Origin of the sequence: Pseudosulfitobacter sp. DSM 107133 (genome assembly GCF_022788695.1) — a bacterium.
Taxonomy (GTDB): Bacteria; Pseudomonadota; Alphaproteobacteria; order Rhodobacterales; family Rhodobacteraceae; genus Pseudosulfitobacter.
Genome location: NZ_CP085154.1, coordinates 2446860 through 2471464, shown reverse-complemented (window position 1 = coordinate 2471464; position 24605 = coordinate 2446860). Strand labels below are relative to the sequence as shown.

Genomic DNA, 24605 nt, shown 5'->3' with positions numbered 1-24605 from the left:
TCATCTTGTTACATAAACGCGCCGCGCAAGGCCATGCTCAGGTGGTACGGCGCATTCCCATCACGCGGGCGCGTGCCCGTGGGTCGCTGTCAAACAGCGCCGCCAGTTGTTCGGTCATGGCACCGGCCAGCTGGTCGACATCAGTGATCGTCACGGCGCGGTCGTAATAGCGGGTGACGTCGTGGCCGATGCCGATGGCCAGCAGTTCCACCGCGCGGCGTTTTTCGATCATGGCGATCACATCGCGCAGGTGTTTTTCCAGATAGTTGGCCGGGTTGACACTCAGCGTGCTGTCATCGACCGGCGCGCCGTCTGAAATCACCATCAGGATCTTGCGCGCCTCGGACCGGTTGACCATGCGGCGGTGCGCCCATTCCAGCGCCTCGCCGTCGATGTTTTCCTTCAACAGGCCCTCTTTCATCATCAGCCCCAGATTGGGGCGCGCCCGACGCCAGGGGGCATCGGCGGATTTGTAGATGATATGGCGCAGATCGTTCAGACGCCCCGGCGTTTGCGGGCGGCCATCGTTCAGCCATGCCTCGCGGGCCTGTCCGCCTTTCCACGCGCGGGTGGTAAAGCCCAGAATCTCGACCTTGACGTTGCAGCGTTCCAGCGTGCGCGCCAGAACATCGGCGCAGATCGCGGCGATGCTGATCGGACGGCCTCGCATCGAGCCGGAGTTGTCCAAGAGCAGCGTCACGACGGTATCGCGGAATTCGGTGTCTTTCTCGATCTTGAAGCTCAGCGGCGTGGTGGGGTTGGCCACAACACGCGCCAGACGGCCCGCATCCAGCATGCCTTCTTCCAGATCGAACTCCCAGCTCCGGTTCTGCTGGGCCTGCAAGCGGCGTTGCAACTTGTTGGCCAGACGGCTGACCGCGCCCTTGAGCGGCTCAAGCTGCTGGTCCAGATAGGCGCGCAGACGCTCCAGTTCGACCGGTTCGGCCAGTTCGTCGGCGTTGATCTCTTCGTCGTGGGTGTTCAGATAGACCTTGTAATCGGGGTCCGCGTCGCTGAAGGGTTGCGGGGCAGGCGGCTCAAGCGGAGCTTCGCCCTCGGGCATCTCGGCCTCTTCGCCCATCTCCTGATCGGCCATCTCGTCCATCGAGACCTGCGCCTGCGACGCATCCTGCTGTTCTTCCTGCGACTGCTCGGGCGAGCCTTCGGCGTCTTCGCTGTCGTCGTCGTCGCTGCCGGTGCTGTCGGGATCCTGTTCCTCTTCGGCGCCTTCTTCGGCCTGATCTTCCTGATCCTCGTCCATCTGGTCGGGGTCATCACCGATCTGGTCGCCATAGCCCAGATCCTTGATGATCTGACGCGAGAAGCGCGCGAAATCAGCCTGATTTCCCAGCGTCTTGTCAAGGTTGTCCAGCGTCACGCCGGCCTGTTCCTCGATAAAGCCGCGCCACATTTCCATGGCGTTCTGCGCGCCTGCGGGCAGTTGGCGGCCCGTGGCCAGATGGCGGATCAGGTAACCCGCAGCAGTGGCCAGCGGCACGTCAGAAGCCTGTTTGACCTGATCATAGCCCTTGCGGGCCGCTTCGTTGGCGATCTTGGCGTCGATGTTGCCGGCGGTGCCGGGCATGTCGCGCGCGCCCATGGCCTCGCAGCGGGCGGTTTCCATCGCTTCGTACAGCTCGCGCGCCACCTCGCCCGAGGGCAGGTATTTCGAATGGGTCTGGCCGTTGTGATACCGCCGGTGCAGCGCCAGCGCGTCGGCGGTGCCGCGGGCCAGCAGAACCTCCTGGCGGGTCATGCGGCGGGTCACCTGCGGCAGCCGCATCGCATCGCCCGACAGTCCCGAAGGGTCGGCGGAATAGCTGACGTTCAGGTCGGGGTCATTGGCCATGACCTTGGTCGCTTCGCCAAGCGCCTTCTTGAACGCGTCTGCGGGGTTGTCGGTGGGTTTGCTCATGACAGCTTTCGGGTCTCGGGGTGGTCCTTGGCGAAACTCTTGCAGGTTTCGTCGAGGGCTTCAAACACATCCGTGCTTTGACGGTCGCGGCCAAAGATCATCGCTTCGACCAGTTTTTCCATCAGCGGGCGCTGGAGGGCGATAAAGTGGTCGATCTGGGCGCGGGGTGATGTGCCAAGGCGCAGGGCAACGGCGCGAAATGCGGCCGCACGGTCGGCATCTGCGGGATCAACGGCCAGATAGGGCGAATTTGCCGCGCAGTCCGAATAGCCCAGCCACAGTGCCGCACATTGGGCGGCGGGGTGGATGGACAGGTCGCGGTCGGCCTGTGCGGCGCCGACGCCGAGCACGCCAGTGGCGGCTGCGGTTGTCAGCGCCTTCAGGCTCACCCCAGGCTCACGCTGGCCGCGCTTTCGGGCAGTTCCTCGTCGAACAGACGCTGGTAGAACTCGGCAACGGTCTGGCGCTCCAGCTCGTCGCATTTGTTCAGGAACGACAGGCGGAAGGCATAGCCCACATTGCGGAAGATCTCGGCGTTCTGGGCCCATGCGATAACGGTACGCGGGCTCATCACGGTGGACAGATCACCGTTCATGAAGGCGGTGCGCGTCAGATCGGCAACCGTGACCATCTGCTTGACGATCTTGCGGCCTTTTTCCGTGTTGTAATGCGGGTTCTTCGACAGAACGATCGCGGTTTCCGCGTCGATCGACAGATAGTTCAGCGTGGCCACCAGCGACCAGCGGTCCATCTGGCCCTGGTTGATCTGTTGTGTGCCGTGGTACAGGCCGGTCGTGTCGCCCAGACCAACGGTGTTGGCGGTGGCGAAGATGCGGAAATAGGGGTGCGGGTGGATCACCTTGTTCTGGTCCAGCAGCGTCAGCTTGCCGTCCACTTCCAGCACACGCTGGATCACGAACATCACGTCCGCACGGCCCGCGTCATATTCGTCGAACACGATGGCAGTGGGGTTGCGCAGCGCCCAGGGCAGGATGCCCTCCTGGAAATCGGTGACCTGTTTGCCGTCTTTCAGCTTGATCGCATCCTTGCCGATCAGGTCGATCCGGCTGATGTGGCTGTCAAGGTTGACGCGCACGGCGGGCCAGTTCAGGCGGGCGGCGACCTGTTCGATGTGGGTCGATTTGCCGGTGCCGTGATAGCCCTGGATCATCACACGGCGGTTGTGTGTGAACCCGGCCAGAATGGCCAGCGTGGTATCGGCATCGAATTTATAGGTGCTGTCAACATCCGGCACCCGCTCTGTGCGGTCGGCAAAGCCTCTGACGACCATATCGGTGTCGATACCAAAGACTTCGCGTACGGAAATCTCTTCGGTGGGTTTCGCACTAATTTCCAGTTCACCGTCGGCCATCATCTGTCCTTGTCTTTGGTATCTCGCGCCCTTGCGCACCCGGCAGTTGGTGCAACATATCGAAAGGAAGGGCAAGGGGGGCGGGCAGGGTTGCGCTGCGAAAGCATGGGACGTGGCGTCGGATAGCGCCTTGACTGTCAAAATCCAGCATGTGGCGCTGAAATAATCGTGACCAAAAAAATTGAACTCTTTTGAAACTAGCGGCAGCGGGCTCCCGTACCTCTTGTACATCCGGCACATCGCCGGTGACAGACATCAATGGGAGTTATTTCATGTTTTCTACTAAGACACTCGCGACATCCGCTCTGGTTCTTGGCTTGTCGGGTTTTGGTATGGCCGCTGTGGCCGCTGACAATCCGATGGTGGGTGGCGCTGCCATGTACGCCGACAAGAACATCGTTGAAAACGCGGTGAACTCGGCAGATCACACAACGCTGGTGGCCGCAGTCAAGGCCGCTGGTCTGGTTGATACGCTGGCGAGCCCAGGCCCGTTCACCGTTTTCGCCCCGACCAACGAAGCCTTTGCCATGCTGAAAGCCGGCACTGTTGAAACTCTGCTGAAGCCAGAGAACAAAGACTTGCTGACCAAAATCCTGACCTGCCACGTCGTCGCTGCCGACGCGATGTCGGATGCCATTGCCGGTATGATCGCGGATGACGGCGGGGCGCATGACGTGCCGACAGTGGGTGGCTGCACACTCAGCGCCAAAATGTCGGGTGACACCATCACGCTGACAGACGAGCGTGGCCGCACAGCCAACGTGACCATTGCCGACGTGAAACAGTCGAACGGCGTGATCCATGTGATCGACGCTGTTCTGCTGCCTGCGGAATAAACCCCGCGCGCGGGGGCTGGTATCCTCCTCCACCAGCCTGAAACGACAAACGCCCCGCTGTTGCGGGGCGTTTTTTCGTTTCCACAGCGGCGCGAACGCCGGCCAAACACACACTCAGTCCTTGAAGTTCTTGCTGGCCTTGATCTGTTCCCAGGCCCACATGACCTCTTGCAACTGTTCTTCCTGCGAGCGGTCGCCGCCGTTCATGTCGGGGTGCAGCACCTTGATGAGCGCCTTGTAGGCCTTGCGCACCTCGGCCTTGGTCCAGTGGTCCTTGGCTTCCAGAATGTCCGCCGCACGACGTTCGGTGGGGGGCAGTTTCTTGCCCGCGCCACCGGCCTTTCCGGGGTTCTGCGTGGCATTGGCCCCCAGCACCTGATGCGGATCCTCGATGCCCAGCCGCGCCCAGGCGCGCGCTTCGGGGTCGCCCAGCGGCTTGGTTGCGCGTTCCCAGACCTTGTCCTTGGACATTTGCGCATTCAGCTCGGCCTCGGTGGTGCCGTCGAAGAAATTCCATTTCAGGTTATATTCGCGCACATGCTGCTGACAGAACCAGAAATAATCGTCCAGCACATCCGGCGCCTTGGGCGCGCGGTATTTGCCGGGCTCGTCACAGCCGTCGTGGTCGCAAATGCGGGTCGAGGTTTCGGACGCCCCCGACATCCCGCGACGTCCGCGCGGGTTCTTTTTCTTGGCGGAGGAGACGGACATATCGAAACCGAAGGGATCAGACTTGGACATTGGGACAACCTTATCGACTCTGGGCCGTTACTTTAGGATATTGGGAGGGAGATAGAAGGGGGCGCAGTGAAAAAGTGAGCGAAAAAATGCGAGTGGCAGACGAGATTGCGGAAAAGTTGAACGATGTGTTTTCACCGCGCGAGCTAGAGGTGGTGGATGACAGTGCATCCCATGCCGGACATGCGGGCGCACCGGACGCCGGACAAAGTCATTTCAACGTGCGCATTCGCGCGGCGGAATTCGCAGGTCAGAGCCGGATTGCCCGTCACCGCGCGGTTCATGCGGCCATCGGGGCCGATCTGATCGGGCGCATTCACGCCCTTGCCATCGACGCCGACGGCTAATCATTTGTCGTCGCGGGTGACCCCTTTGAGGCGGTTGCGGTTGCTGGCAAGGTTTTGCAGCGAACTGGTCATGCCCGACACTTCAGAGGTCTCCTCGACGCCATTGTCGGACAGCATGTGGGTGGCGCCCAAACGGGGCGATTTCTGTTCATCTGCCGGTGCCGCATCGTCATCCTCAGGGTCGCTTTTCGCGGCGACCACTGCGGGTTCTGGCCGAAGTGCCGCCTCTTGAACGGGGGCGGGTGCCGCGGTTTGCACCGGGACGGGGGCAGGCACTGGGGCAGGCGCGGCTTGCTGTTCGGCAGCGACAGGCGCGGGCGCTGCCGTTGCTTGCGCTGTTGGCAGCGCACGGCGAAAGATCAGCAGATGGCGCCATTCGGTTGTCGATCCGGTCAGCCCCGCGCGTTCGGTCGAGGGCAGCGTGTCGGCGCGCTGGTAGTCCCAGCCGTCACCGGCCAGTTCGTTCATCAGCGTTTCGATTGCGTGGGCATAGCGCGCTTCCGGGCTTTTTAGTCCCTGTGCTTTCAGGCCTTTGGCGGGCGCTGGAACGACCTTGTATTCGTATTGTTTCATGACCGTGCAATCGCCCCTGATGATGTCATTGCGGAGGGGCGTATACCAACTGGGGGCAGGATGTGAAAGAGTGCATCAGCCCTTGGGCGCAGGAATGCCGATCTTGCGGCCGGCACGTTCGGGCCGTGGCAGCGCCGCCTGGGCCACATGCATCTTGCGCAGGTTTGCCAGAATGCTGTCAGGCATCGGGGCCACGCGCGGGCCGGATTGGTCCACATGAAGCGTCAGCCCTTCGCCGGTGGCAGCCAGCCAGCCGTCCCTGTGCCAAAGCTCTTGATAGAGGTGGAATCGTTTCTCATCAAAATCAATCAGTTGCACCGTGGAATAGACCTGATCGCCTTCGTGCAACTCGCGCACATAGCAGATGTGAAATTCGGCAATATACGTCGTGCATCCAGTGGATTTCAGGTAATCCGGCCCAAAGCCGAACTGCGGGTAAAGATCATCGACGGAGGTGTCCATCAGCACCGAATAATAGGCCATGTTCAAATGCCCGTTATAGTCGATCCATTCGGGGCGCACGGTCATCATCTTGCTGCGGAACAGCAGGTCGGAGTGTGGGGTGGGGTTGGTCATGCTCTGCCTTCGTCACTTGGGTTGACCCAAGGTGAGGGGCGTTCGCGGCAAGGTAAAGCGCGACGTGGCGGCGCGCCCGCTTGGGGCGCGCGTTGCATTTGGATATTTATGGCCAAAAGAAAGCAGGGGTGGATCAGCCCTTGAGCTTTTGCGCAACCAGATCGTTGACCGCCTTGGGGTTGGCCTTGCCGCCGGTGGCTTTCATCACCTGACCGACGAACCAACCTGCAAGCTTGGGGTTTTCCTGCGCCTTGGCGACCTGATCGGGGTTTGCGGCGATGATCTCGTCCACCGCGGCCTCGATGGCGCCGGTGTCGGTGACCTGCTTCAGGCCCTCGGTCTCGACGATCTCGGCGGGGTCGCGGCCTGTGGTATAGGCGATTTCAAAGACATCCTTGGCAATCTTGCCGCTGATCGCATCCGAGGCGATCAGGTCGATGATGCCACCCAGCTGCGCGGGCGTCACGGGGCTTGCGTCGATGTCCTTGTCGTCTTTTTTCAGGCGGCCGAACAATTCGTTGATGACCCAGTTCGCGGCCATCTTGCCGTCGCGACCTGCGGCCACGGCCTCGAAATAGCCGGCGCTGTCCAGATCGGCGGTCAGCACGGAAGCGTCATAGTCTGTCAGGCCGAAGTCGTTGATAAAACGTGCCTTCTTGGCGTCTGGCAGCTCGGGCAGGGAGGATTTGATCTGGTCAACCCAGTCCTGTTCGATCTCCAGCGGCAGCAGGTCGGGGTCGGGGAAATAGCGATAGTCATGCGCTTCTTCCTTGGACCGCTGTGTGCGGGTCTCGCCCTTGACGGGGTCAAAGCCGCGCGTTTCCTGATCCACTTCGCCGCCGGCCTCGAGGATGGCAATCTGGCGGCGTGCCTCGACTTCGATGGCCTGCTGGATAAAGCGGGTCGAGTTCATGTTCTTGATCTCGCAGCGCGTGCCCAGATGGCCGAAATCGCCGGACTCGCGGTAACGTTCATAGTCACCGGGCCGACAGACCGACACGTTGACGTCCGCGCGCAGGTTGCCGTTCTGCATGTCACCGTCGCAGGTGCCCAGATAGCGCATGATCTGGCGCAGCTTCAGGATATAGGCTGCGGCCTCTTCGGCGCTGCGGATGTCGGGGCGGCTGACGATCTCCATCAGGCAGACGCCGGCGCGGTTCAGGTCGACAAAGGACATGTCGGGGTCCATGTCGTGAATCGACTTGCCCGCGTCCTGTTCCATGTGGATGCGTTCCACGCGCACCGGGCGCGCGGTGCCGTCGCCCAGTTCCACCAGCACTTCACCCTCGCCCACGATGGGGTGGTACAACTGGCTGATCTGATAGCCGGCCGGCTGGTCGGGGTAGAAATAATTCTTGCGGTCAAAGGCCGATTTCAGGTGGATCTCGGCGTTCAGGCCCAGCCCCGTGCGCACGGCCTGTTCGATGCAATATTCGTTGATCACGGGCAACATGCCGGGCATCGCCGCATCGACAAAGGCCACGTTCGAATTGGGCTCGGCCCCGAACAGGGTCGACGCCCCCGAGAACAGCTTGGCGTTTGACGCCACCTGTGCGTGGACTTCCATCCCGATCACCAGTTCCCAGTCGTGTTTGGCACCGGCAATCACGCGGGGTTTCGGCAGGTCATAGGACAGGTCAAGCATGGTCTCACCAAAGGCTGTGGGGCATTGCCGGACGGTGTAGTCCAGCGCCCGCTGTGCTGCAAGAGGGCTGCGACATTGCGCGGGCTGGGCGCAGGGCGGCAAGTAGGCCAATGTGACGCCATGGTTGATATTCAAACACAAGACGCGCCGCCCGAAAGCCTGATCGCGCCCTTTGCCGCGCAGGCCGGATTTCACAGCGATTGCTATACCTGTGTGGTGCCGGGGCAGGTGACGCTGGCCGATTATGTCGGCGCCTTCTATACCACGCCGCTGTTTCGCGCCGAACGGCTGGTGCTGCGGTTTGCGGCGGGCGCCCCGTCAACCGACGTCGAGGCGCAGGCGGTGGCCAGCGGGCAGGCCGAGCGGTTCGCGGTCTGGCAGGTCGAGGCACGGCGCAGCGATGAAATGATACTGGCCGAACGCTCCGGGCGCACTAAGTCCTGGTTCAAGGTCGCAGCACAAGGTGCTGACACCAAATTGTTTTTCGGCTCGGTTGTGGTGCCTGTCCGTTCAAAATCGGGCGCTTTGGTGCTGGGGCCGGTGTTCGACAGTCTTAAAGGCGCGCATGGGCTGTATTCGCGGGCCTTGCTGGCCTCGGCAGCGCGTCGTTTGGCGCGCGCCTAGACCGGCTCAAGCTGGGCACCGTGATCGGTGAACACCACCCGGTTGCCCTGCGACATCTCGCGGCGGAACATGTCACACAGGATGCGGTGGGCATCGGCCGCCCCTGCGGCAGCAAACCGGTCGGGGCAACGCACCCGCAGATTGTTGTCGAATCCGCGTGCCGCATGGGCCCAGATCATCGGGTGCAGTTCGGTCAGATGCCGGCGGATGATCCATTTTGCGCAGTCGGCAATCTGGCCGCGAACAAAGGCTACACTATCGGCAGCATCCATCGTCATGCCCATGGTGTTGGCACAATAGGCCGCCAGCAGGTTTACCGTGTGCTGGTCGGCGCGTCGTTCCAGAATGTCGTGCAACCCCTCGATAAAGAATTCGAGATCCAGCCGAGCACAGGCCGCGTCGTCTTGCGCAATGGCGTCCAGCATGACCCAGGTATAGCCGCCAGCCCCCCATATCGCGTGACTGCGGCTTGCCATTCGACGGGCCTGAAGCTCTAGTTCCTGCACAGAACCGTGCCAGCGCGGCAGCAGATGTGTGCCCAAATTCCGGTAGCCCCGCGCGTTCAGCGGGTCCATATCAATCAGCGCTTCATAGTCGCTGACCAGACGCTTGGTGTCGGTCGGCAACCCGCTGCGCACGGCGCAATGGGCCGCAGCCAGCAGCGGCGAGCGGTGGTCGATTACGGCAAAAAAATTTCGATAATATCGCGGGCACGGTCGAAATGGGCGTCAAAGGCTTCGCGGTTGCGCGCCGACACTTCGACGGTCCAGCCTGTGCCGCGCCATGCCCAGCCGATGTCGATATGTGTCATCGCGACCACGGTTGCGATGACATAATCGTCGGGAAATTCCGCCAGCACTTCTTCCAATGCGATGATGCCGTCCAGCAACGGGGCATCTTTGGCGGGACGCCCCGTCAACAGGGCGTGCTCGGCAGCATAGACCACATCGGCGCGGGCACCGAACGCAATCAACTCGGCCACGGGCATACCCCCCGGCGTGCGGCTGGCGGCGGCTTCGGCGGTGCGGATGGCTTCGGATACTGCCGTCCAGTTTTCCTGACGGGCAAGGCGCTGCCCCCTGGTCTTGTGCATGTCACATGCGCGGTCTTCGCCAGTGGGGTCGGGGCTGGGAATGCTTAACAAGGGGAGGGTGGTGGATCCGGCGGCGTGCTGTGGACGCGCTGCCGGACCCGATGCGTCCAGGACGCCGTCAACTGCCAGATGAGGCTCGGGCCGGTGCGCCGCTGTGCGGAGCAATTTCAACAGTCTTGAAGCTGTGGCCATGGGGCGCATCTGATGTACTCGTTACTTTCGTTTACCTGCTGTCAATTTGCCGCTGGTTTGAGGCGCAAACATGGCACCCGTGCGGAGCTTTGACGCTGATTGGTGGACCAAGCGAGAGTGGTTTGCCACAGTTCGCGCGGTGGGTGAATTTTCTGCTGTTTTAAGCGGAAATTTGCACATCTTATTAATGATCTATCAACTATTTTGAGGGCTGCGTGGCCCAAATCCATTGAGGCAATGGCAAGGGCGAATCGCGGCGCGCACATCAAACTGGCGACAATGGGGCGCGTCTTGCGCGCGTTGTTTTGCTTATGGTGACAGTCGCGTGGCTTGCTGCTGTCATGGCAGCTTGATTTGGCAGAAAGCTGTTGCGCATAGTGGCGCGATGAAACGCGTCTTGATGATAATATGTGTGGGGCTATGGGGGCTGACGTCGGGGGGGGCGGCCTTGGCCGACCTCTCACAGATGCCGCGACCGCCCGCGCGGGACGGGGATGTGCCGCGCACCCGCTGGACCCATCAGCCCAAGCATATGCTGTGGAACAGGGCGGCTTTGTCTGCGCTCAAGGCGCACGGCGCGCCGCTGGTGCAAAGCGTGCCGCGTGATGTGCAGGACTGGTGCCCGAACTATCCGCGCGCCAGCACCCGCGAGCGCCGCGCCTTTTGGTTGGGGTTTCTGTCGGCGTTGGCAAAACACGAAAGCACCTATAAGCCGAAGGCCGTTGGCGGCGGCGGGCGCTGGTACGGTTTGCTGCAAATCTTGCCCTCCACGGCGCGCGGGTACAAATGCAATGCGGGGACAGGGCCGGACCTGATGAACGGAGCGGCCAACCTGTCCTGTGCCGTGCGTATCCTGGCGGTGACGGTGCCGCGCGACGGTGTGATTTACGGGCGCGACAGCAGATGGCGCGGGGTCGCTGCCGACTGGGGCCCGATGCGCAGCGCGGCCAAACGGCGCGACATTGCGGGCTGGACGCGCAAACAGCCCTATTGCGCGCTGCCCAATGCGATCCGCCCGAAGATGCGACCGAAACGCAAAAGCTAACCAACCAGACGGAAATGGTGGCGCTCGACGGCAACACCGCGCGCTCTCAGCGCGTCTTCAAAGGCTTGGGCAGGGGGCACCACATCCAGCGGCAGGCGCAGGCGGGAGCCGGTGTGCAGCACCAGCGTGGCCTTGATCGACAGGTCCAGGCGCGTGTCCAGCCGCACGGTTTTGATGTCTTGCAGCGTGACGCTGCCGTTGCGTTTGCCCGATTGCCAGTTCAGGACCGCGTCGGTGAGGCGCAGCAATGACACCCGCGCCGTGACCAGATCATAAAGCGCGGGCAGCGTGGCCAGCGCCCCGATCCACACCACCCAGACAGAGGCGTCAAAACGCACCATCGCAACGGCCAGCAAGATCCAGATGGTCACGAGGGTGATCAGCGTCACGGGTCTGCGCCCGCTGCGTTGGTATATATAGTCGCTCACGTCAGGCGAAAGGCGCGCTTGATTTCGTCCAGCGCTTCAATCTGGCGTCGGCTCAGCCCATCGCCCGAGGCTTGGGCGGTGGCTTGCAGTACGGTCATCAGGGTCGGGAATGACGCGCCGTTGTCCAGCTTGTACAGACGCCGCGCCAGCCGCGCGACCGCAGCTTGTGCGCTGCCACAGGTCTGGACGAACCAGTGGCCCAGCACGGCGATTTCCTGTGCGGCTTCGGCATCCGGGGCAACACGCTGCGTGCGCAATTGCACGTTCAGCGCGGCGCGCGCGTCGCGGGTGGGCAGATCGTCCAGCTCCAGAAAGGCCGTGGCCAATGCCCCCAGCGCAAGGTTCGCATCATCAATGCTGTCGACGGGGTGGACATTGGTGCGCCGTTTGAACCCGAACCGGCGGGCGGCCGCGCGGGCGTCGCTGGCCATGTCGATGACCTCGGCCACCATGGCAGAGCCGCGCCGCACCCGCAGCAGGAAGAAATAGACGCCCATGCCCACGGCGATCAGTCCCAGAAGTATCGGCATCTCAGCGCCCCCCTGTCACATCCAGAAACGCGCCGGTGACATAGCTGGCGTCGTCTGACATCAGGTACAGCACCGACGTGGCCACCTCGGCGGCGCTGCCCGCGCGGCGCATCGGTGTCATTGGGCCCAATTGGTCCACCCGTTCGGCGGCACCGGCCTTGCCGTGAATGTCTGTTTCGATAATGCCGGGGCGCACCGAATTGACCCGGATGCCGTTGGGGGCAACCTCGTCCGACAGCCCCTTGGTAAAGGTGTCGATGGCCCCTTTGGTGGCGGCATAGTCCACGAATTGCCCGCCCGACCCCAGCCGCGCGGCGGCAGAAGAGATGTTGACGATATTGCCACCGTCGCCCTGCGCTTCCATCCGTTGCACGGCGCCCTTGGCCACCAGCATCGCGCCGATCACGTTGACCGCAAAGATGCGCGTCAGGCGCGCGTGGTCCATGTCGGTCAGCCGCGCGATGGCGTCGATGGCACCGGCATTGTTGATCAGCGCTTCGATGCGGCCAAACTGGTCGTCCAGCGTGGCATAGATGCGCTCGATGGCCTCCGGTTCGGCCACGTCGGCCTGCACCAGCACCACGCGGGCGCCTGCCGCCTCGGCGCGGGCTTTTACGGCTTCGGCACCGGCCATATCGCTGCGATAGGTCAGCAGCAGGTCATAGCCGCGTTCGGCGGCCAGTTCGGCACAGGCGGCCCCGATGCCAGCCGAGGCACCGGTGATCAGACAGACGGGACGGGGAGTGGTCATGGCAGGCCTCAGGCATTGCGGATGCGGGTGATCATCTCGGTGGTGTCGCGGCTGAGGTCGGGGGTGGAGGCGATACGGTCCAGCTCCCTGGCCATCAGCGACTGGCGGATCTGGTCATAACGCCGCCATGTCTGGAAGGCCGAACACATCCGCGCGGTGGTTTGCGGGTTGACCGGATCAAGCTTGATCAACCAATCGGCCAGCAGCGCATATCCCGACCCGTCAGCGGCATGAAAGCCCGCGTGATGCATCGACAGCGCGCCCAGCGTCGCGCGAAAGCGGTTGGGGTTCTTCCAGTTGAAATCGTGGTGACGGGTCAGCGCGGTGGCCGTGTCGGCGGCATCGTCGGGTTTGGCTTCGCTGACTTGCAGGGCGAACCATTTGTCCATGACCAGCCGGTCGTCTTTCCACTGTGCCTCGAAATCCGCCAGTGCGGCATCGCCACGGCCTGCACGGATCAGGTTGGCCAATGCGGCCAGCTGCTGGGTCATGTTGGTGGCACTGTCGTATTGCGCCTGTGCCACGTTACCGCCGTCCAGACGGGTCAGCAGCGACAGGGCGGCATTGCCAAGCGCACGCATCCCGGATTGCGCGGCATCGGGCGCATAGGGCGCGGTCACCTGATTGTCGGCATAAAGCCCCGGCAGATCGTCCTTCAGCGTCTGCGCCAAGGCCTCTTTCATCGCCTCGACCGCCGCATAGATCGCCTGCGGATCGGGCGTGTCGCCCTTGCGGTGCAGGGCAGCGGCCAGTTCCGATTGCCCGGGCAGGCCCAGCATCAGCGCGCGGTACGCCGGATCAAGGCTGTCATCGCGCAGCACGGTGGCGATCCCTTGCAGGTAGTCCGCATCGGGCGCGGTCCCCTTGGTGATCGCGGCCAGCAGCGATGCCAGCGCCAGCGCGCGCCCCGATTCCCAGCGGTTGAACGGGTCGGTGTCATGGGCCAGCAGGGCGGCATGATCGGCGGCAAACTCCAGCACCACCGGCGCGGAAAAGTTGCGCAGGATGGAGGCAGTCGGCTTGGCGCTGTGCCCGGCAAAGGCAAAGCTTTGTTTGGCTTCCGTCAGCTCCAGAATCTGCGTGTCCATCACCTCGTTGCCGTCTGCATCCAGCAGCCCCACGGCCACGGGAATCACCAGCGGTTGCGGATCGGGCGACGCGGCGCTGGGCGGGGTGTGCTGGGTAAAGGTCAGCGTATAGGTCGCGTTTTTGTAATCCTCGCTCACGCTCAGATGCGGGGTGCCTGCCTGAGAATACCAGCGTTTGAACTGGCTCAGGTCGCGGCCCGTGGCATCCTCGAAGACCTGCAACCAGTCCTCGATGGTGCAGGCCTGTCCGTCGTGGCGGTCAAAGTACATATTCAGCGCGTTCTTGTACGAATCCGGCCCCACCAGCGTGCGCAGCATCCCGATCACCTCGGCGCCTTTTTCATAGACGGTGGCGGTGTAAAAGTTGTTGATCTCCTGAAAGCTTTCGGGGCGCACCGGATGGGCCAGCGGCCCCTGATCCTCGGGGAATTGCCGCCCGCGCAGGTCGATCACGTCGTTGATGCGTTTCACCGGCGCACTGCGCATGTCGGATGTGAACTGGCTGTCGCGGTAAACGGTCAGCCCTTCTTTCAGGCACAGCTGGAACCAGTCGCGGCAGGTGATGCGGTTGCCGGTCCAGTTGTGGAAATATTCATGGGCAATGATCGCTTCGATGCGCTCGAAATTCATGTCGGTCGATGTCTCGGGAGAGGCCAGAACCGCCGAGGCGTTGAAGATGTTCAGCCCCTTGTTTTCCATCGCGCCCATGTTGAAATCATCCACGGCCACGATGTTGAAAACCTCAAGGTCATAGGCGCGGCCATAGACCTCTTCGTCCCATTTCATGCTGTCTTTCAGCGCCTGCATCCCGAAAGCGCATTTGCCCTCGTCACCGGGGCGCACATACAGCGCCAGATCGACCTTGCGGCCTTCCATGGTGGTGAACGTGTCGCGGTGGGCGATCAGATCGCCCGCGACCAGCGCGAACAGATAGGCAGGTTTGGGCCACGGATCGTGCCATTCGGCCCAGCCGTCGCCCGACGATACAAGGTTGCCGTTTGACAACAGCACCGGATGCAGCCCGTTGATGCGCACGGTAAAGGTGCTCATCACATCGGGGCGGTCGGGGTAATAGGTGATCTTGCGAAACCCCTGTGCCTCGCATTGGGTGCAATACATGCCGTTCGACTGGTACAGCCCCTCAAGGGCGGTGTTGGCGGCGGGGTCGATCTGTACATGGCTTTCCCAGGTGAAGGGGATCGACGGAACGGCGCATGTCAGCCCTTCGGGCGTGACCTTGGGTTTGACAGGTTCGCCGTCGATCTTCGCCTCGATCAGGGTCAGGTTTTCGCCGTGCAAAAAGAAAGTGCGGTCGGTGGCGTCGGGTTTCGGGGTGAACCGGATGCGGGCGCGCGCATGCGTGGCAGAAGGGGCCAGATCGAACGTCAGATGCACCTCGTCCACGTCAAAGCCAAAGGGCGTGTAGTCGGCAAGGTAAATCGTCTGGGGAGCGGCGTCGCGCATGGGTTGTCCTGTCGGTCTGGGGTGGAACAAAGCGATAGGCGCAGACGTTAAATGTATGACGCAAGGGCGGCAACCCGCCCATTCAGCGAAGCGAAAGGAATTGACTATGTCAGCATCAGACACACAGATTGAAAAACAAACGAAACGCCACAAGCCTTCACTGCTGGGCATCGGTGCCGCCGTTGCCCTTGCACTGGTCGCAGGTGTGGTTTTTGTCTTCGGAGGCTTTGACACCGAAGAAGATCAGGCCACCAGCAGCGAACCGGCGGTCATGCAGACTGGAACGGACTGACGATTAAGGGCCGACGATCACGCGGCCTCTGTCTCCTCATCTGGATAAAACCGGTCACAGCCGAACGGCTGGGCCGGTTTTTGCATGTCCGGGCGGGGTTGCAGGCCGGAATTCCATGTTGCGCTGAACTGGTAAATATATATGACCAATCTGCCTCGCCAGAGGTTTACGACGCCGGGGTTTCGCCTTAACTTTAGCGCCAACACAGCACAATACGGAGTAAGTCATGACCAATTATGTGGATCGCAGCGGTTTGAGCGTTGCGCCCGAACTGGCCGCCTTTGTCGAAGATCGCGCCCTGACGGGCACCGGCGTGGACGCCAGCACATTCTGGGCAGGCTTTGCCGGGATTGTCGCGGACCTTGGCCCGAAAACCCGCGATATGCTGGCCAAACGCGAAGAGCTTCAGGCGCAGATTGACGCTTGGCATGTAGAACGCCGTGGCCAGCCGCATGACGCAGAAAGCTACACCGCCTTCCTGCGCGAGATCGGCTATCTGGTGCCCGAGGGCGCGCCGTTCGAGATCGACACCGCGAACGTGGACCCCGAGATTGCCAACATCCCCGGCCCGCAGTTGGTGGTGCCGATCACCAACGCCCGCTTTGCGCTGAACGCGGCCAATGCGCGCTGGGGCAGCCTCTACGATGCGCTCTACGGCACCGATGCGCTGGGCGATTTGCCTGCGGGCAAGGGGTACGATCCGAAACGCGGTGAGCGGGTGATCGACTGGGCCAAGGGGTTTCTGGATAAGGCCGCGCCGCTGGCGGCGGGAAATTGGGGTTCGGTGACCGGCGTAAGTGTTGCGGACGGTGGTTTGGCGCTGAGCACTGCTGACGGAAGCGCCGCACTGGCCACGCCCGACGCTTTCGTGGGCTTTGGCGGTGACGCGGATGCACCCGATTTCGTGCTGCTGCGCAACAACGGGTTGCACATCCAGATCATGCTGGACCGCAGCACCGACATCGGTGCCAGTGATCCGGCGGGCATTTCGGACGTACGGCTGGAATCGGCCATGTCCACCATCATGGATTGCGAAGACAGCGTTGCGGCGGTGGATGCCGAGGACAAGGTCGTGGCCTATGGCAACTGGCTGGGCCTGATGAAGGGCGATCTGCAAGAGACCTTTGATAAAGGTGGCAAGCAGATGACCCGCAAAATGGCGGATGACATTGCCTATACCGCCGCAGACGGCAGCGCCGCGCGCCTGAAAGGGCGGTCGCTGATGCTGGTGCGCAATGTGGGCCACCTGATGACCAATCCTGCGATTCTGGACGCCGAAGGCCGCGAGATCAGCGAAGGGTTGATGGACGCGATGATCACCACGCTGATTGCCATGCACGATTTGAAAAAATCGGACGGCCTGCGCAATTCGGTGGCCGGATCGGTCTATGTGGTGAAACCTAAGATGCACGGGCCGGAAGAGGTGGCACTGGCCGACGAGATTTTCACCCGCGTCGAAAAGGTGCTGGGCTTGCCTGCGAACACTGTCAAACTGGGCATAATGGATGAGGAACGCCGCACCTCGGTGAACCTGGCCGAATGTATCCGCGCCGCGAAATCGCGCGTGGCCTTCATCAACACCGGTTTCCTGGATCGCACGGGCGACGAAATCCACACTTCGATGGAGGCGGGGCCGATGGTGCCCAAGGGCGAGATGAAGTCCGCCGCGTGGATTGCCTCGTACGAGGATCGCAACGTCGACATCGGTCTGGCCTGCGGTTTGCAGGGCCGCGCGCAGATCGGCAAGGGGATGTGGGCTATGCCCGATCTGATGGCCGATATGTTGACGGCCAAGATCGGCCACCCCAAGTCCGGCGCCAACTGCGCATGGGTGCCGTCGCCCACCGCGGCGACCCTGCACGCGACACATTACCACGATGTCGACGTGCTGGCCCGTCAGGACGAGATCACGGCCGGCGGCGCGCGTGGCACGCTGGAAGACCTGCTGACCATTCCGGTGATGGACGGGCGCAACCTGAGCGACGCGGAAATCGCGCAGGAAATCGAGAACAACGCCCAAGGCATCCTTGGCTATGTGGTGCGCTGGGTCGATCAGGGCGTGGGCTGTTCCAAGGTGCCGGACATTCACGACGTGGGCCTGATGGAAGACCGCGCGACCTGCCGCATCTCGGCGCAGGCGCTGGCCAACTGGCTGCATCACGGTGTGATCAGCGAGGATCAGGTGATCGCGGGGCTGCGCAAGATGGCCGCTGTGGTGGACAAGCAGAACGCAGGCGATGCGTCCTATACGCCGATGGCTCCGGGGTTTGACGGTGTGGCTTTTGCCGCTGCCTGTGATCTGGTGCTGAAAGGGCGGGTGCAGCCCTCGGGCTATACCGAGCCTGTGTTGCACGCGCGGCGGCTTGAGTTGAAAGCACAGGGCTGAGGCGGGCGGAGCAGGGGGGCTGTCTGCCCCCCGCGCCTTTGGCGCACCCCCCGAGGATTTTTTGAACCAGAGAAGGAGGGACCGATGTCGGTGACCCTGAACCAGGCGCGCAAGATCGTTCGCAAGGCGATCAGCACGGGACGTGAAATGGAACTGAAACCGCTGTCAGTGGTGGTGTTGGACGCGGGCGGCCATGTGGTTGCCTTTGAACGCAGCGACGGTGCGTCGCCGGGGCGGTTCGGCATTGCCCATGGCAAGGCCTACGGCGCTGTGATGCTGGGAATGGCGGGCACAGCGCAGATGAAACGGGCCGAGGATCAGGCCTATTTCATGGCGGCGGTCAACGGTGTGTTCGGCGGGCAGGTTGTGCCGGTGCCGGGCGGCGTGCTGCTGCGCAGCAAGGCGGGCAAGGTCGTGGGGGCGGTCGGTGTGACCGGTGACACATCCGACAACGATGCGATTGCGGCGATGGCGGGTATTGAAGCTGCTGCTTTGGTAGGCGAAATCTAGGCTTTCGCCACGGGACGAAGCGTCAGGCTGGGCAAATGTCCCGGCCTGCGGTATACGATCCTGCACACTCAACGAAGGCGAGAGAGGCCCCATGGCACGTCCGGTTGTCGGTATTATCAGCAATGCGCATGTGATTGGCGACGATTACAAAGTGCATGCCGGTGGCATGATGAACACATCGGCAATTGCAGAAGTGTCGGGCGCGATCCCGTTGTTGGTGGCGGCTGATCCGGCGTTGAACACTGCCGAAGAGCTGATGGAAGTCTGCGACGGCTTTCTGCTGACCGGCGGACGCCCCAATGTGCACCCCGAGGAATATGGCGAGGAAGCCACTGTCGCCCATGGCGATTTCGACCGTGCGCGCGATGCGGTGACGTTGCCGTTGATTCGCGCCTGTGTCGAACGCGGCCAGCCGTTTTTCGGGGTCTGTCGCGGGTTTCAGGAGGTCAACGTGGCGATGGGCGGCAGCCTGTACCCCGAAATTCGCGATCTGCCGGGGCGCACCAACCACCGGATGCCCCCCGATGGCACGCTGGAAGAGAAATTTGCCCTGCGCCATGAGGTCAGCTTTACCGAGGGCGGACCGTTCCACCGCTTGCTGGGCAAGCAGGCGGTCATGACCAATACGCTGCACGGTCAGGGCATCAAAGCCGCTGGCAAACGCGTGATAATCGACGGCTATGCCCCTGATGGCACGCCCGAGGCGATCTATATCGACGGCGCGCCGGGCTTTACCATGTCGGTGCAGTGGCACCCCGAGTACAACGCAGGGCTGGACCCGGTATCAAAGACCCTGTTCTGCGCGTTCGGTGATGCGCTGCGTGACTGGGCGGCGGGCAAGGCCCGTCCGGCGTTGAAAACCGCCTGACCCCTATGCCATTTCAAGCCGCTGACACCTGCCGGGGCAGGGTCCATGTGCCTGCCTTCAAAGCGCGGTGCAACGATGTGTGTGGCCACTGGCGCGGATCATCAACAAGCCCTGCCTGTACCGGTGCGCTATAGATCAGGTTGCGATGGGTTGCGATGTCTTCGGTGTTCGACAGCGGATGCGACCAGAACCGGCGCTGCCATATCCCCTTGTCGTTGCTGCGTATTGCGGCAGGGTGGCGATGTGCAGGCGGTGCAACGCCGCGTGAAAAATAAGCCTTCAGCAGGCCCCAGCGGCGCGACACATCGGTGTCTGCGGGTGGCATTGTCCAGATGGTGTGGATCGCGTTTGGCAACACGACAATGTCGTCGATGCGAAACGGGTGGGCATTCAGGGCAATCCGCGTGGCTTGTCGCAAGCGCCCGATCCTGCGCACCAGCAGGTCGGACCGGCAGTCTTGCAGGCGAACTGTGAAAAAACAGGTGCCCGTGGCGGGCAATGGGCGTGCGGGATCAATCATCCTGCAAGCCTATGTACGGCACAGTTAACAACGCGTGAATCCACCCAAAGACGGGATATTCCTGCGTCTGGCGCAGGTCGACAGAGGCGCCAGACCGGCGCGGGACCATGCGCGCGCATGAAAGATGCGCATCTTCATGGATTTCTTTGCATTAATTGCTCTGCATCGCAGCGTCGCTGCTTGTATCTAGGGGCGTCGCAGGCTAGTCAATATGTCGTTAACCGCCGCCAGGGCGGCGGATATGGAATCAAACGGGGGGTGCGCGGTGAAAATCGGAACACCGAAGGAAATATTCAAAGGCGAACGCCGGGTGGCAATGACGCCCGACAGTGCGTTGATGCTGCAAAAACTCGGGCATGAGTGCATTGTTGAAACGGGTGCAGGGGCCGAAGCCGGCTTTAGCGATGCCGACTATGCGGCCGCAGGCGTCGAGATTGCCAAGACAGCCGCCGCATTGTGGAAAGCATCGGATGTCGTTGCCAAAGTGCGCGCGCCCGAAGAGGTCGAGGCCAAGCGCCTGCGCGACGGGCAAACGCTGATTTCGTTTATCAACCCCGGTGCAAATTCTGAACTGCTTGAAACGGCTGCCAAAAAAGGCAGCACAGTTGTTGCCATGGATATGGTTCCGCGCATCAGCCGCGCGCAGAAGATGGACGCGCTGTCGTCGATGGCCAACATCGCGGGTTACCGTGCGGTGATCGAGGCGGGCAACAACTTTGGCCGTTTCTTCACCGGCCAGATCACGGCAGCGGGCAAGGTGCCCCCTGCCAAGGTTCTGGTGGTGGGTGCCGGTGTGGCCGGTCTGGCGGCTGTGGGCACATCCACGTCGCTGGGCGCGATCACCTACGCTTTTGACGTGCGCCCCGAAGTGGCCGAACAGATCGAATCCATGGGCGCCGAGTTCGTCTACCTCGATTTCGAGGAAGAACAGCAGGATGGCTCGGCTTCGGGCGGGTATGCATCCGTTTCCAGCCCCGAATTCCGCGAGGCGCAGCTGGCCAAGTTCCGCGAGCTGGCCCCCGAAATGGACATCGTCATTACCACGGCGCTGATCCCCAACCGCGAAGCCCCCGAACTGTGGACCGAAGACATGGTCAAGGCCATGAAATCGGGCTCGGTCATCGTGGACCTTGCAGCGGAAAAGGGCGGCAACTGCAAGCTGACCGTCAAGGACGAGAAAATCGTCACTGAAAACGGCGTGACCATCATCGGTTACACAGATTTCCCCAGCCGGATGGCGACACAGGCATCGACGCTGTATGCGACCAATATCCGCCATATGATGACGGACCTGACGCCGGAAAAAGACGGCGTTATCAATCACAACATGGAAGATGACGTGATTCGCGGTGCCACCGTGACCCACGCCAAGGAAGTCACCTTTCCGCCACCGCCCCCCAAGATTGCCGCGATTGCCGCAGCACCCAAAAAGGAAGCGGTCAAGGAACTGACGCCGGAAGAAAAACGCGCCGCCGAAATCGCGGCGTTCAAGGCGCAGACCAAAAGCCAGGTGACCTTGCTGGTGGTTGGTGCGGTGCTGCTGCTGGGTGTGGGCCTTGTGGCACCTGCCAGCTTCATGCAGCACTTTATCGTGTTTGTCCTGTCGGTCTTTGTCGGGTTCCAGGTGATCTGGGGCGTGGCGCACAGCCTGCACACGCCGCTGATGGCCGTGACCAACGCGATTTCGTCGATCATCATTCTGGGTGCCTTGGTGCAGATCGGGTCGGGGTCGTTCCTTGTGGTCGTTCTGGCAGCGGTGTCGGTCTTTATGACCGGTATCAACATCTTTGGCGGCTTCCTTGTGACACGGCGTATGCTCGCCATGTTCCAGAAATCTTAAAGGGGCTTAGACAATGGATTTTGGATTTACGACAGCGGCCTATGTGGTCGCAGCCATCCTCTTCATCCTCAGCCTTGGCGGTTTGTCGGGACAGGAAAGCGCCAAGCGCGCGGTGTGGTACGGCATTGCCGGTATGGCGCTGGCGGTCTTTGCCACGCTGATCGGGCCGGGCACCGGTTTCTGGTGGCTTTCAATCGTGCTGATCGCGGCTGGCGGGGTCATCGGCTATCAACTGGCGACACGGGTGCAGATGACGCAGATGCCCGAACTGGTGGCGGCCATGCACTCGCTGGTCGGTCTGGCGGCGGTCTTTGTCGGCTTTGTCGCGCATTTCCAGATTGGCAATGTCGCGGCGGCCATCGCTGACGGCACGGTCAAGGAACTGGGCAATTTCGGCCAGCTGATTGCCAAGAAAGAAGCGGTCGAGATCAACATTCTACAGGTTGAGCTGTTTCTGGGCATCTTTATCGGTGCGGTCACCTTTACCGGGTCGGTCATTGCCTATGGCAAGCTGGCAGGGCGGGTGAATTCGAAGGCGACCAAACTGCCGGGCGGTCATGTGCTGAACGCCTCGGCGGCGGGCCTGTCGCTGGTCTGTCTGATCTGGTACGTCAGCACGGGCGGCTTCCTGCCCCTGATCCTGATGACGCTGGCGGCGCTGTTCATCGGCTATCACCTGATCATGGGTATCGGCGGTGCGGATATGCCCGTGGTGGTGTCGATGCTGAACAGCTATTCCGGCTGGGCGGCGGCGGCCATCGGTTTCAGTCTGGGCAACGACCTGCTGATCGTGGTGGGTGCGCTGGTTGGCTCGTCCGGTGCGATCCTGAGTTACATCATGTGCAAGGCGATGAACCGTTCCTTTGTCAGCGTGATCCTGGGCGGCTTTGGCGGCACCACCGGTCCGCAGATGGAGGTCGAGGGCGAACAGGTCGCGATCGAGGCGGACGGCGTGGCCGCAGCCCTGAACGAGGCCGACAGCATCGTCATCATCCCCGGTTACGGCATGGCCGTAGCGCAGGCGCAGCAGGGTGTGGCCGAGCTGACGCGCAAGCTGCGTGCGGCAGGCAAGACCGTGCGCTTTGCCATCCACCCCGTTGCGGGGCGTCTGCCGGGCCACATGAACGTGCTGCTGGCCGAGGCCAAAGTACCCTATGACATCGTGCTGGAGATGGACGAGATCAACGAAGACTTCCCCGATACGGACGTCGCCATCGTGATCGGCTCGAACGACATCGTGAACCCTGCCGCACAGGACGATCCCAACAGCCCCATCGCCGGGATGCCGGTTCTGGAGTGCTGGAAAGCCAAGCAGGTGTTCGTCAGCAAACGCGGTCAGGGCACCGGCTATTCGGGCATCGAGAACCCGCTGTTCTTCAAAGAGAACACGCGCATGTTCTACGGCGATGCCAAGGCGTCGATCGACAAACTGCTGCCGATGATCGACTGAACCCACTGAAAATCAACGTGAAAAGGCAGGCCCATCGTGGCCTGCCTTTTTGTTTGGCGGATCGGGCGGGGGGGGTGATCGGGGTTCGGTATACAGTTGTATTCTGTAATGGATTGATATTGCTACATTTTTGCTATCTTTTTGGGTTTTGCTCCGTTACAGGTTTCTGCCAGCACACACCAACAGGGCCGGACCATGCCACCAGTGATCGACCACCCCTTGCGCCATCGCCTGACGTCGGAATTGCATGCGCGCCCCTTTCCGGTGCTGAATGCGCCGGCCATGGCCGCCTATCTGGCGATCAAGCACCGCCCCGACGAAGCCGACCGTGCTGCCGCCCTGGCCCAATTGACGGCCTTGCTGGATCATTATGGCGCGCCACGCCCGGACGCGGGGGCGACCCATTACTTTGGTCCGATGGGCAAATATACGATCAAGTGGGAACAGCATACGGAATTTGTCACCTACACGGTGTTCCTGCCGGGGCTGAGCGCGCGCGCCTTTGACCCTGCCGAGTTCGAGGTGTTCCCGCAGCATTGGCAAGAGGCCATGTCAGGTGTGCGCATCACCTCGGCTTTGTTCCGGGTGATGCCGCGCCCGGCAGATGACAAACAGATACTGCCCGAGCTGGACTCGTGGCTGGTGGCCGAAAGCATCGCGGTGGCGGATGTGCTGGACGGCTCGGCGGTCATCGCATCGGATTTTCGCATTGATCCCGCGGGGCACCTGCGCTTTGCCGTCTATGTCAGCGACACCACAGGGCCCGGACGGGTGGGGCGGATCGTGCAGCGGCTGTGCGAGATCGAGACCTATAAATCCATGTCGCTTCTGGGCTTTGCCAAGACCCGTGAAATGGCGGGGCCGTTGAACACGCTGGACAGGCAGCTGAACGACCTGACCGAGACCATGCGCAGCGCGGATGCGCGCGCCGAGGAGACCCTGCATGCGCTGCTGGGTGTCTCGGTTGCACTCGAACAGCAGGGCGCGCGGTCGGCCTATCGCTTTGCCGCGACGGGGGCCTATACGGCGCTTGTGGCAGAACGCATCGCTGTGCTGCGCGAGGCGCGGTTTCTGGGCCGACAAAGCTTTGCCGAATTCATGATGCGCCGCTACGAACCGGCGATGCGTACCGTCAAGGCAACCGAAGCACGTCTGCACGCCATGTCAGGCCGCGCCATTCGCGCCTCGGAACTGTTGCGTACGCAGGTCGATGTGGAGCGTTCTGCCCAGAACCAGGCGATTCTGGCCAGCATGGACCGCCGCTCGGACCTGCAACTGCGCTTGCAGCGCACGGTCGAGGGGCTGTCGGTGGTCGCGGTCAGCTATTACGCGGTGTCGCTGGCGGGCTATCTTTTGTATCCGCTTGCGGCACATCTGGACATCAGCAAGGGCATGATGACCGCCGCGGTGACCCTGCCGGTGATCGGGGCGGTGTGGTTGATGCTGCACCGGATCAAGCGGCATGTGGAATAGGCGGGCGTTACCTCGATAGAAGACAGGCGGCCCCCAAAAGGACCGCCTG

At 62.1% G+C, this 24605-nt stretch carries 25 protein-coding genes; 11 read left to right on the top strand and 14 right to left on the bottom strand.

Annotated elements, in window-relative coordinates; genetic code table 11:
• Window positions 1-37: 37 nt before the first annotated feature.
• From cobT to cobS, 3 genes are read right to left on the bottom strand one after another with little or no spacing between them, the layout of a single operon-like run.
• A complete protein-coding gene (gene cobT / locus DSM107133_RS12105; RefSeq protein WP_114291393.1) occupies window positions 38-1915 on the bottom strand; it encodes a cobaltochelatase subunit CobT in 1878 nt (625 codons plus the stop codon).
• A complete protein-coding gene (locus tag DSM107133_RS12100; RefSeq protein WP_114291392.1) occupies window positions 1912-2304 on the bottom strand; it encodes a hypothetical protein in 393 nt (130 codons plus the stop codon). The genes cobT and DSM107133_RS12100 overlap by 4 nt, the downstream gene beginning before the upstream one ends.
• Window positions 2301-3287, bottom strand: coding sequence for a cobaltochelatase subunit CobS (cobS, locus tag DSM107133_RS12095; protein ID WP_114291424.1), 987 nt, complete (start codon window positions 3285-3287; stop codon window positions 2301-2303). Before cobS ends, DSM107133_RS12100 begins: the two co-directional genes overlap by 4 nt.
• A gap of 332 nt (window positions 3288-3619) precedes the next feature.
• Here cobS and DSM107133_RS12090 point away from each other — a divergent pair, with 332 nt between their 5' ends.
• On the top strand, window positions 3620-4123 hold the full coding sequence (locus DSM107133_RS12090) for a fasciclin domain-containing protein (protein WP_240310327.1): 504 nt from the start codon (window positions 3620-3622) through the stop codon (window positions 4121-4123).
• A 114-nt stretch (window positions 4124-4237) separates the two neighbouring features.
• Here DSM107133_RS12090 and DSM107133_RS12085 read toward each other — a convergent pair whose 3' ends face one another.
• The gene (locus DSM107133_RS12085; protein WP_114291390.1) at window positions 4238-4864 is read right to left on the bottom strand and encodes a DnaJ domain-containing protein; all 627 of its coding nucleotides are present in this window, start codon (window positions 4862-4864) and stop codon (window positions 4238-4240) included.
• An 86-nt stretch (window positions 4865-4950) separates the two neighbouring features.
• Between DSM107133_RS12085 and DSM107133_RS12080 the strand changes: the two genes are divergently transcribed.
• Window positions 4951-5208 (top strand): BolA family protein, encoded by a 258-nt coding sequence (locus DSM107133_RS12080; protein WP_114291389.1) that lies wholly within the window; start codon window positions 4951-4953, stop codon window positions 5206-5208.
• Here DSM107133_RS12080 and DSM107133_RS12075 read toward each other — a convergent pair whose 3' ends face one another.
• The 3 genes from DSM107133_RS12075 to gatB form a co-directional block, all read right to left on the bottom strand.
• Window positions 5209-5781 carry a DUF4177 domain-containing protein gene (locus DSM107133_RS12075; RefSeq protein ID WP_114291388.1) on the bottom strand — a complete coding sequence of 191 codons (573 nt, stop codon included), beginning with the start codon at window positions 5779-5781 and terminating at the stop codon, window positions 5209-5211. It lies immediately after the preceding gene.
• A gap of 75 nt (window positions 5782-5856) precedes the next feature.
• On the bottom strand, window positions 5857-6357 hold the full coding sequence (locus tag DSM107133_RS12070) for a thioesterase family protein (protein ID WP_205387720.1): 501 nt from the start codon (window positions 6355-6357) through the stop codon (window positions 5857-5859).
• Window positions 6358-6490: 133 nt separating this feature from the next.
• The gene (gatB, locus tag DSM107133_RS12065) at window positions 6491-8002 is read right to left on the bottom strand and encodes an Asp-tRNA(Asn)/Glu-tRNA(Gln) amidotransferase subunit GatB (protein WP_114291387.1); all 1512 of its coding nucleotides are present in this window, start codon (window positions 8000-8002) and stop codon (window positions 6491-6493) included.
• Window positions 8003-8122: 120 nt separating this feature from the next.
• Between gatB and DSM107133_RS12060 the strand changes: the two genes are divergently transcribed.
• Window positions 8123-8626, top strand: coding sequence for a hypothetical protein (locus tag DSM107133_RS12060; protein ID WP_114291386.1), 504 nt, complete (start codon window positions 8123-8125; stop codon window positions 8624-8626).
• On the opposite strand, the gene DSM107133_RS12055 is transcribed toward DSM107133_RS12060, so the two are convergent.
• Together DSM107133_RS12055 and DSM107133_RS12050 are read right to left on the bottom strand one after the other, a co-directional pair.
• Window positions 8623-9252: a hypothetical protein gene (locus DSM107133_RS12055; protein WP_162791927.1), complete on the bottom strand. Its 630-nt coding sequence runs from the start codon at window positions 9250-9252 to the stop codon at window positions 8623-8625. The genes DSM107133_RS12060 and DSM107133_RS12055 overlap by 4 nt on opposite strands.
• A 53-nt stretch (window positions 9253-9305) precedes the next feature.
• Entirely contained in the window at window positions 9306-9890 is a 585-nt protein-coding gene (locus DSM107133_RS12050; RefSeq protein WP_162791926.1) for a hypothetical protein, read from the bottom strand.
• Between the two features lie 487 nt (window positions 9891-10377).
• On the opposite strand from DSM107133_RS12050, the gene DSM107133_RS12045 reads away from it, so the two are divergent.
• Entirely contained in the window at window positions 10378-10956 is a 579-nt protein-coding gene (locus DSM107133_RS12045; protein WP_345889578.1) for a transglycosylase SLT domain-containing protein, read from the top strand.
• Here DSM107133_RS12045 and DSM107133_RS12040 read toward each other — a convergent pair.
• The 4 genes from DSM107133_RS12040 to pepN are packed head-to-tail and all read right to left on the bottom strand — an operon-like array spanning window position 10953 to window position 15217.
• Window positions 10953-11384, bottom strand: coding sequence for a hypothetical protein (locus DSM107133_RS12040; protein WP_114291382.1), 432 nt, complete (start codon window positions 11382-11384; stop codon window positions 10953-10955). The two genes, DSM107133_RS12045 and DSM107133_RS12040, sit on opposite strands and share 4 nt — an antisense overlap.
• On the bottom strand, window positions 11381-11914 hold the full coding sequence (locus DSM107133_RS12035; RefSeq protein WP_114291381.1) for a hypothetical protein: 534 nt from the start codon (window positions 11912-11914) through the stop codon (window positions 11381-11383). Before DSM107133_RS12035 ends, DSM107133_RS12040 begins: the two co-directional genes overlap by 4 nt.
• A 1-nt stretch (window position 11915) precedes the next feature.
• Window positions 11916-12665, bottom strand: a complete 750-nt coding sequence (locus tag DSM107133_RS12030) for an SDR family oxidoreductase (protein ID WP_114291380.1) — start codon at window positions 12663-12665, stop codon at window positions 11916-11918.
• An 8-nt stretch (window positions 12666-12673) separates the two neighbouring features.
• The gene (pepN, locus tag DSM107133_RS12025; RefSeq protein ID WP_114291379.1) at window positions 12674-15217 is read right to left on the bottom strand and encodes an aminopeptidase N; all 2544 of its coding nucleotides are present in this window, start codon (window positions 15215-15217) and stop codon (window positions 12674-12676) included.
• A 106-nt stretch (window positions 15218-15323) separates the two neighbouring features.
• On the opposite strand from pepN, the gene DSM107133_RS12020 reads away from it, so the two are divergent.
• The 4 genes from DSM107133_RS12020 (at window position 15324) to DSM107133_RS12005 (ending at window position 19273) form a co-directional block, all read left to right on the top strand.
• The gene (locus DSM107133_RS12020) at window positions 15324-15509 is read left to right on the top strand and encodes a hypothetical protein (protein WP_114291378.1); all 186 of its coding nucleotides are present in this window, start codon (window positions 15324-15326) and stop codon (window positions 15507-15509) included.
• A 226-nt stretch (window positions 15510-15735) separates the two neighbouring features.
• Window positions 15736-17895, top strand: a complete 2160-nt coding sequence (locus tag DSM107133_RS12015) for a malate synthase G (protein WP_114291377.1) — start codon at window positions 15736-15738, stop codon at window positions 17893-17895.
• Between the two features lie 84 nt (window positions 17896-17979).
• Window positions 17980-18405 carry a heme-binding protein gene (locus DSM107133_RS12010; protein WP_114291376.1) on the top strand — a complete coding sequence of 142 codons (426 nt, stop codon included), beginning with the start codon at window positions 17980-17982 and terminating at the stop codon, window positions 18403-18405.
• Window positions 18406-18496: 91 nt separating this feature from the next.
• Window positions 18497-19273: a gamma-glutamyl-gamma-aminobutyrate hydrolase family protein gene (locus DSM107133_RS12005; protein ID WP_114291375.1), complete on the top strand. Its 777-nt coding sequence runs from the start codon at window positions 18497-18499 to the stop codon at window positions 19271-19273.
• Window positions 19274-19286: 13 nt separating this feature from the next.
• Here DSM107133_RS12005 and DSM107133_RS12000 read toward each other — a convergent pair whose 3' ends face one another.
• A complete protein-coding gene (locus DSM107133_RS12000) occupies window positions 19287-19793 on the bottom strand; it encodes a transposase (protein ID WP_114291374.1) in 507 nt (168 codons plus the stop codon).
• A gap of 265 nt (window positions 19794-20058) precedes the next feature.
• Here DSM107133_RS12000 and DSM107133_RS11995 point away from each other — a divergent pair, with 265 nt between their 5' ends.
• The 3 genes from DSM107133_RS11995 to DSM107133_RS11985 all read left to right on the top strand — a co-directional run bounded on the left by DSM107133_RS11995 (window position 20059) and on the right by DSM107133_RS11985 (window position 24556).
• Window positions 20059-21633 (top strand): Re/Si-specific NAD(P)(+) transhydrogenase subunit alpha, encoded by a 1575-nt coding sequence (locus DSM107133_RS11995; RefSeq protein WP_114291422.1) that lies wholly within the window; start codon window positions 20059-20061, stop codon window positions 21631-21633.
• Between the two features lie 13 nt (window positions 21634-21646).
• The gene (locus DSM107133_RS11990) at window positions 21647-23083 is read left to right on the top strand and encodes an NAD(P)(+) transhydrogenase (Re/Si-specific) subunit beta (RefSeq protein WP_114291373.1); all 1437 of its coding nucleotides are present in this window, start codon (window positions 21647-21649) and stop codon (window positions 23081-23083) included.
• 195 nt (window positions 23084-23278) lie between these two features.
• Entirely contained in the window at window positions 23279-24556 is a 1278-nt protein-coding gene (locus DSM107133_RS11985; RefSeq protein ID WP_114291372.1) for a DUF3422 domain-containing protein, read from the top strand.
• The last annotated feature ends 49 nt before the right edge of the window (window positions 24557-24605 follow it).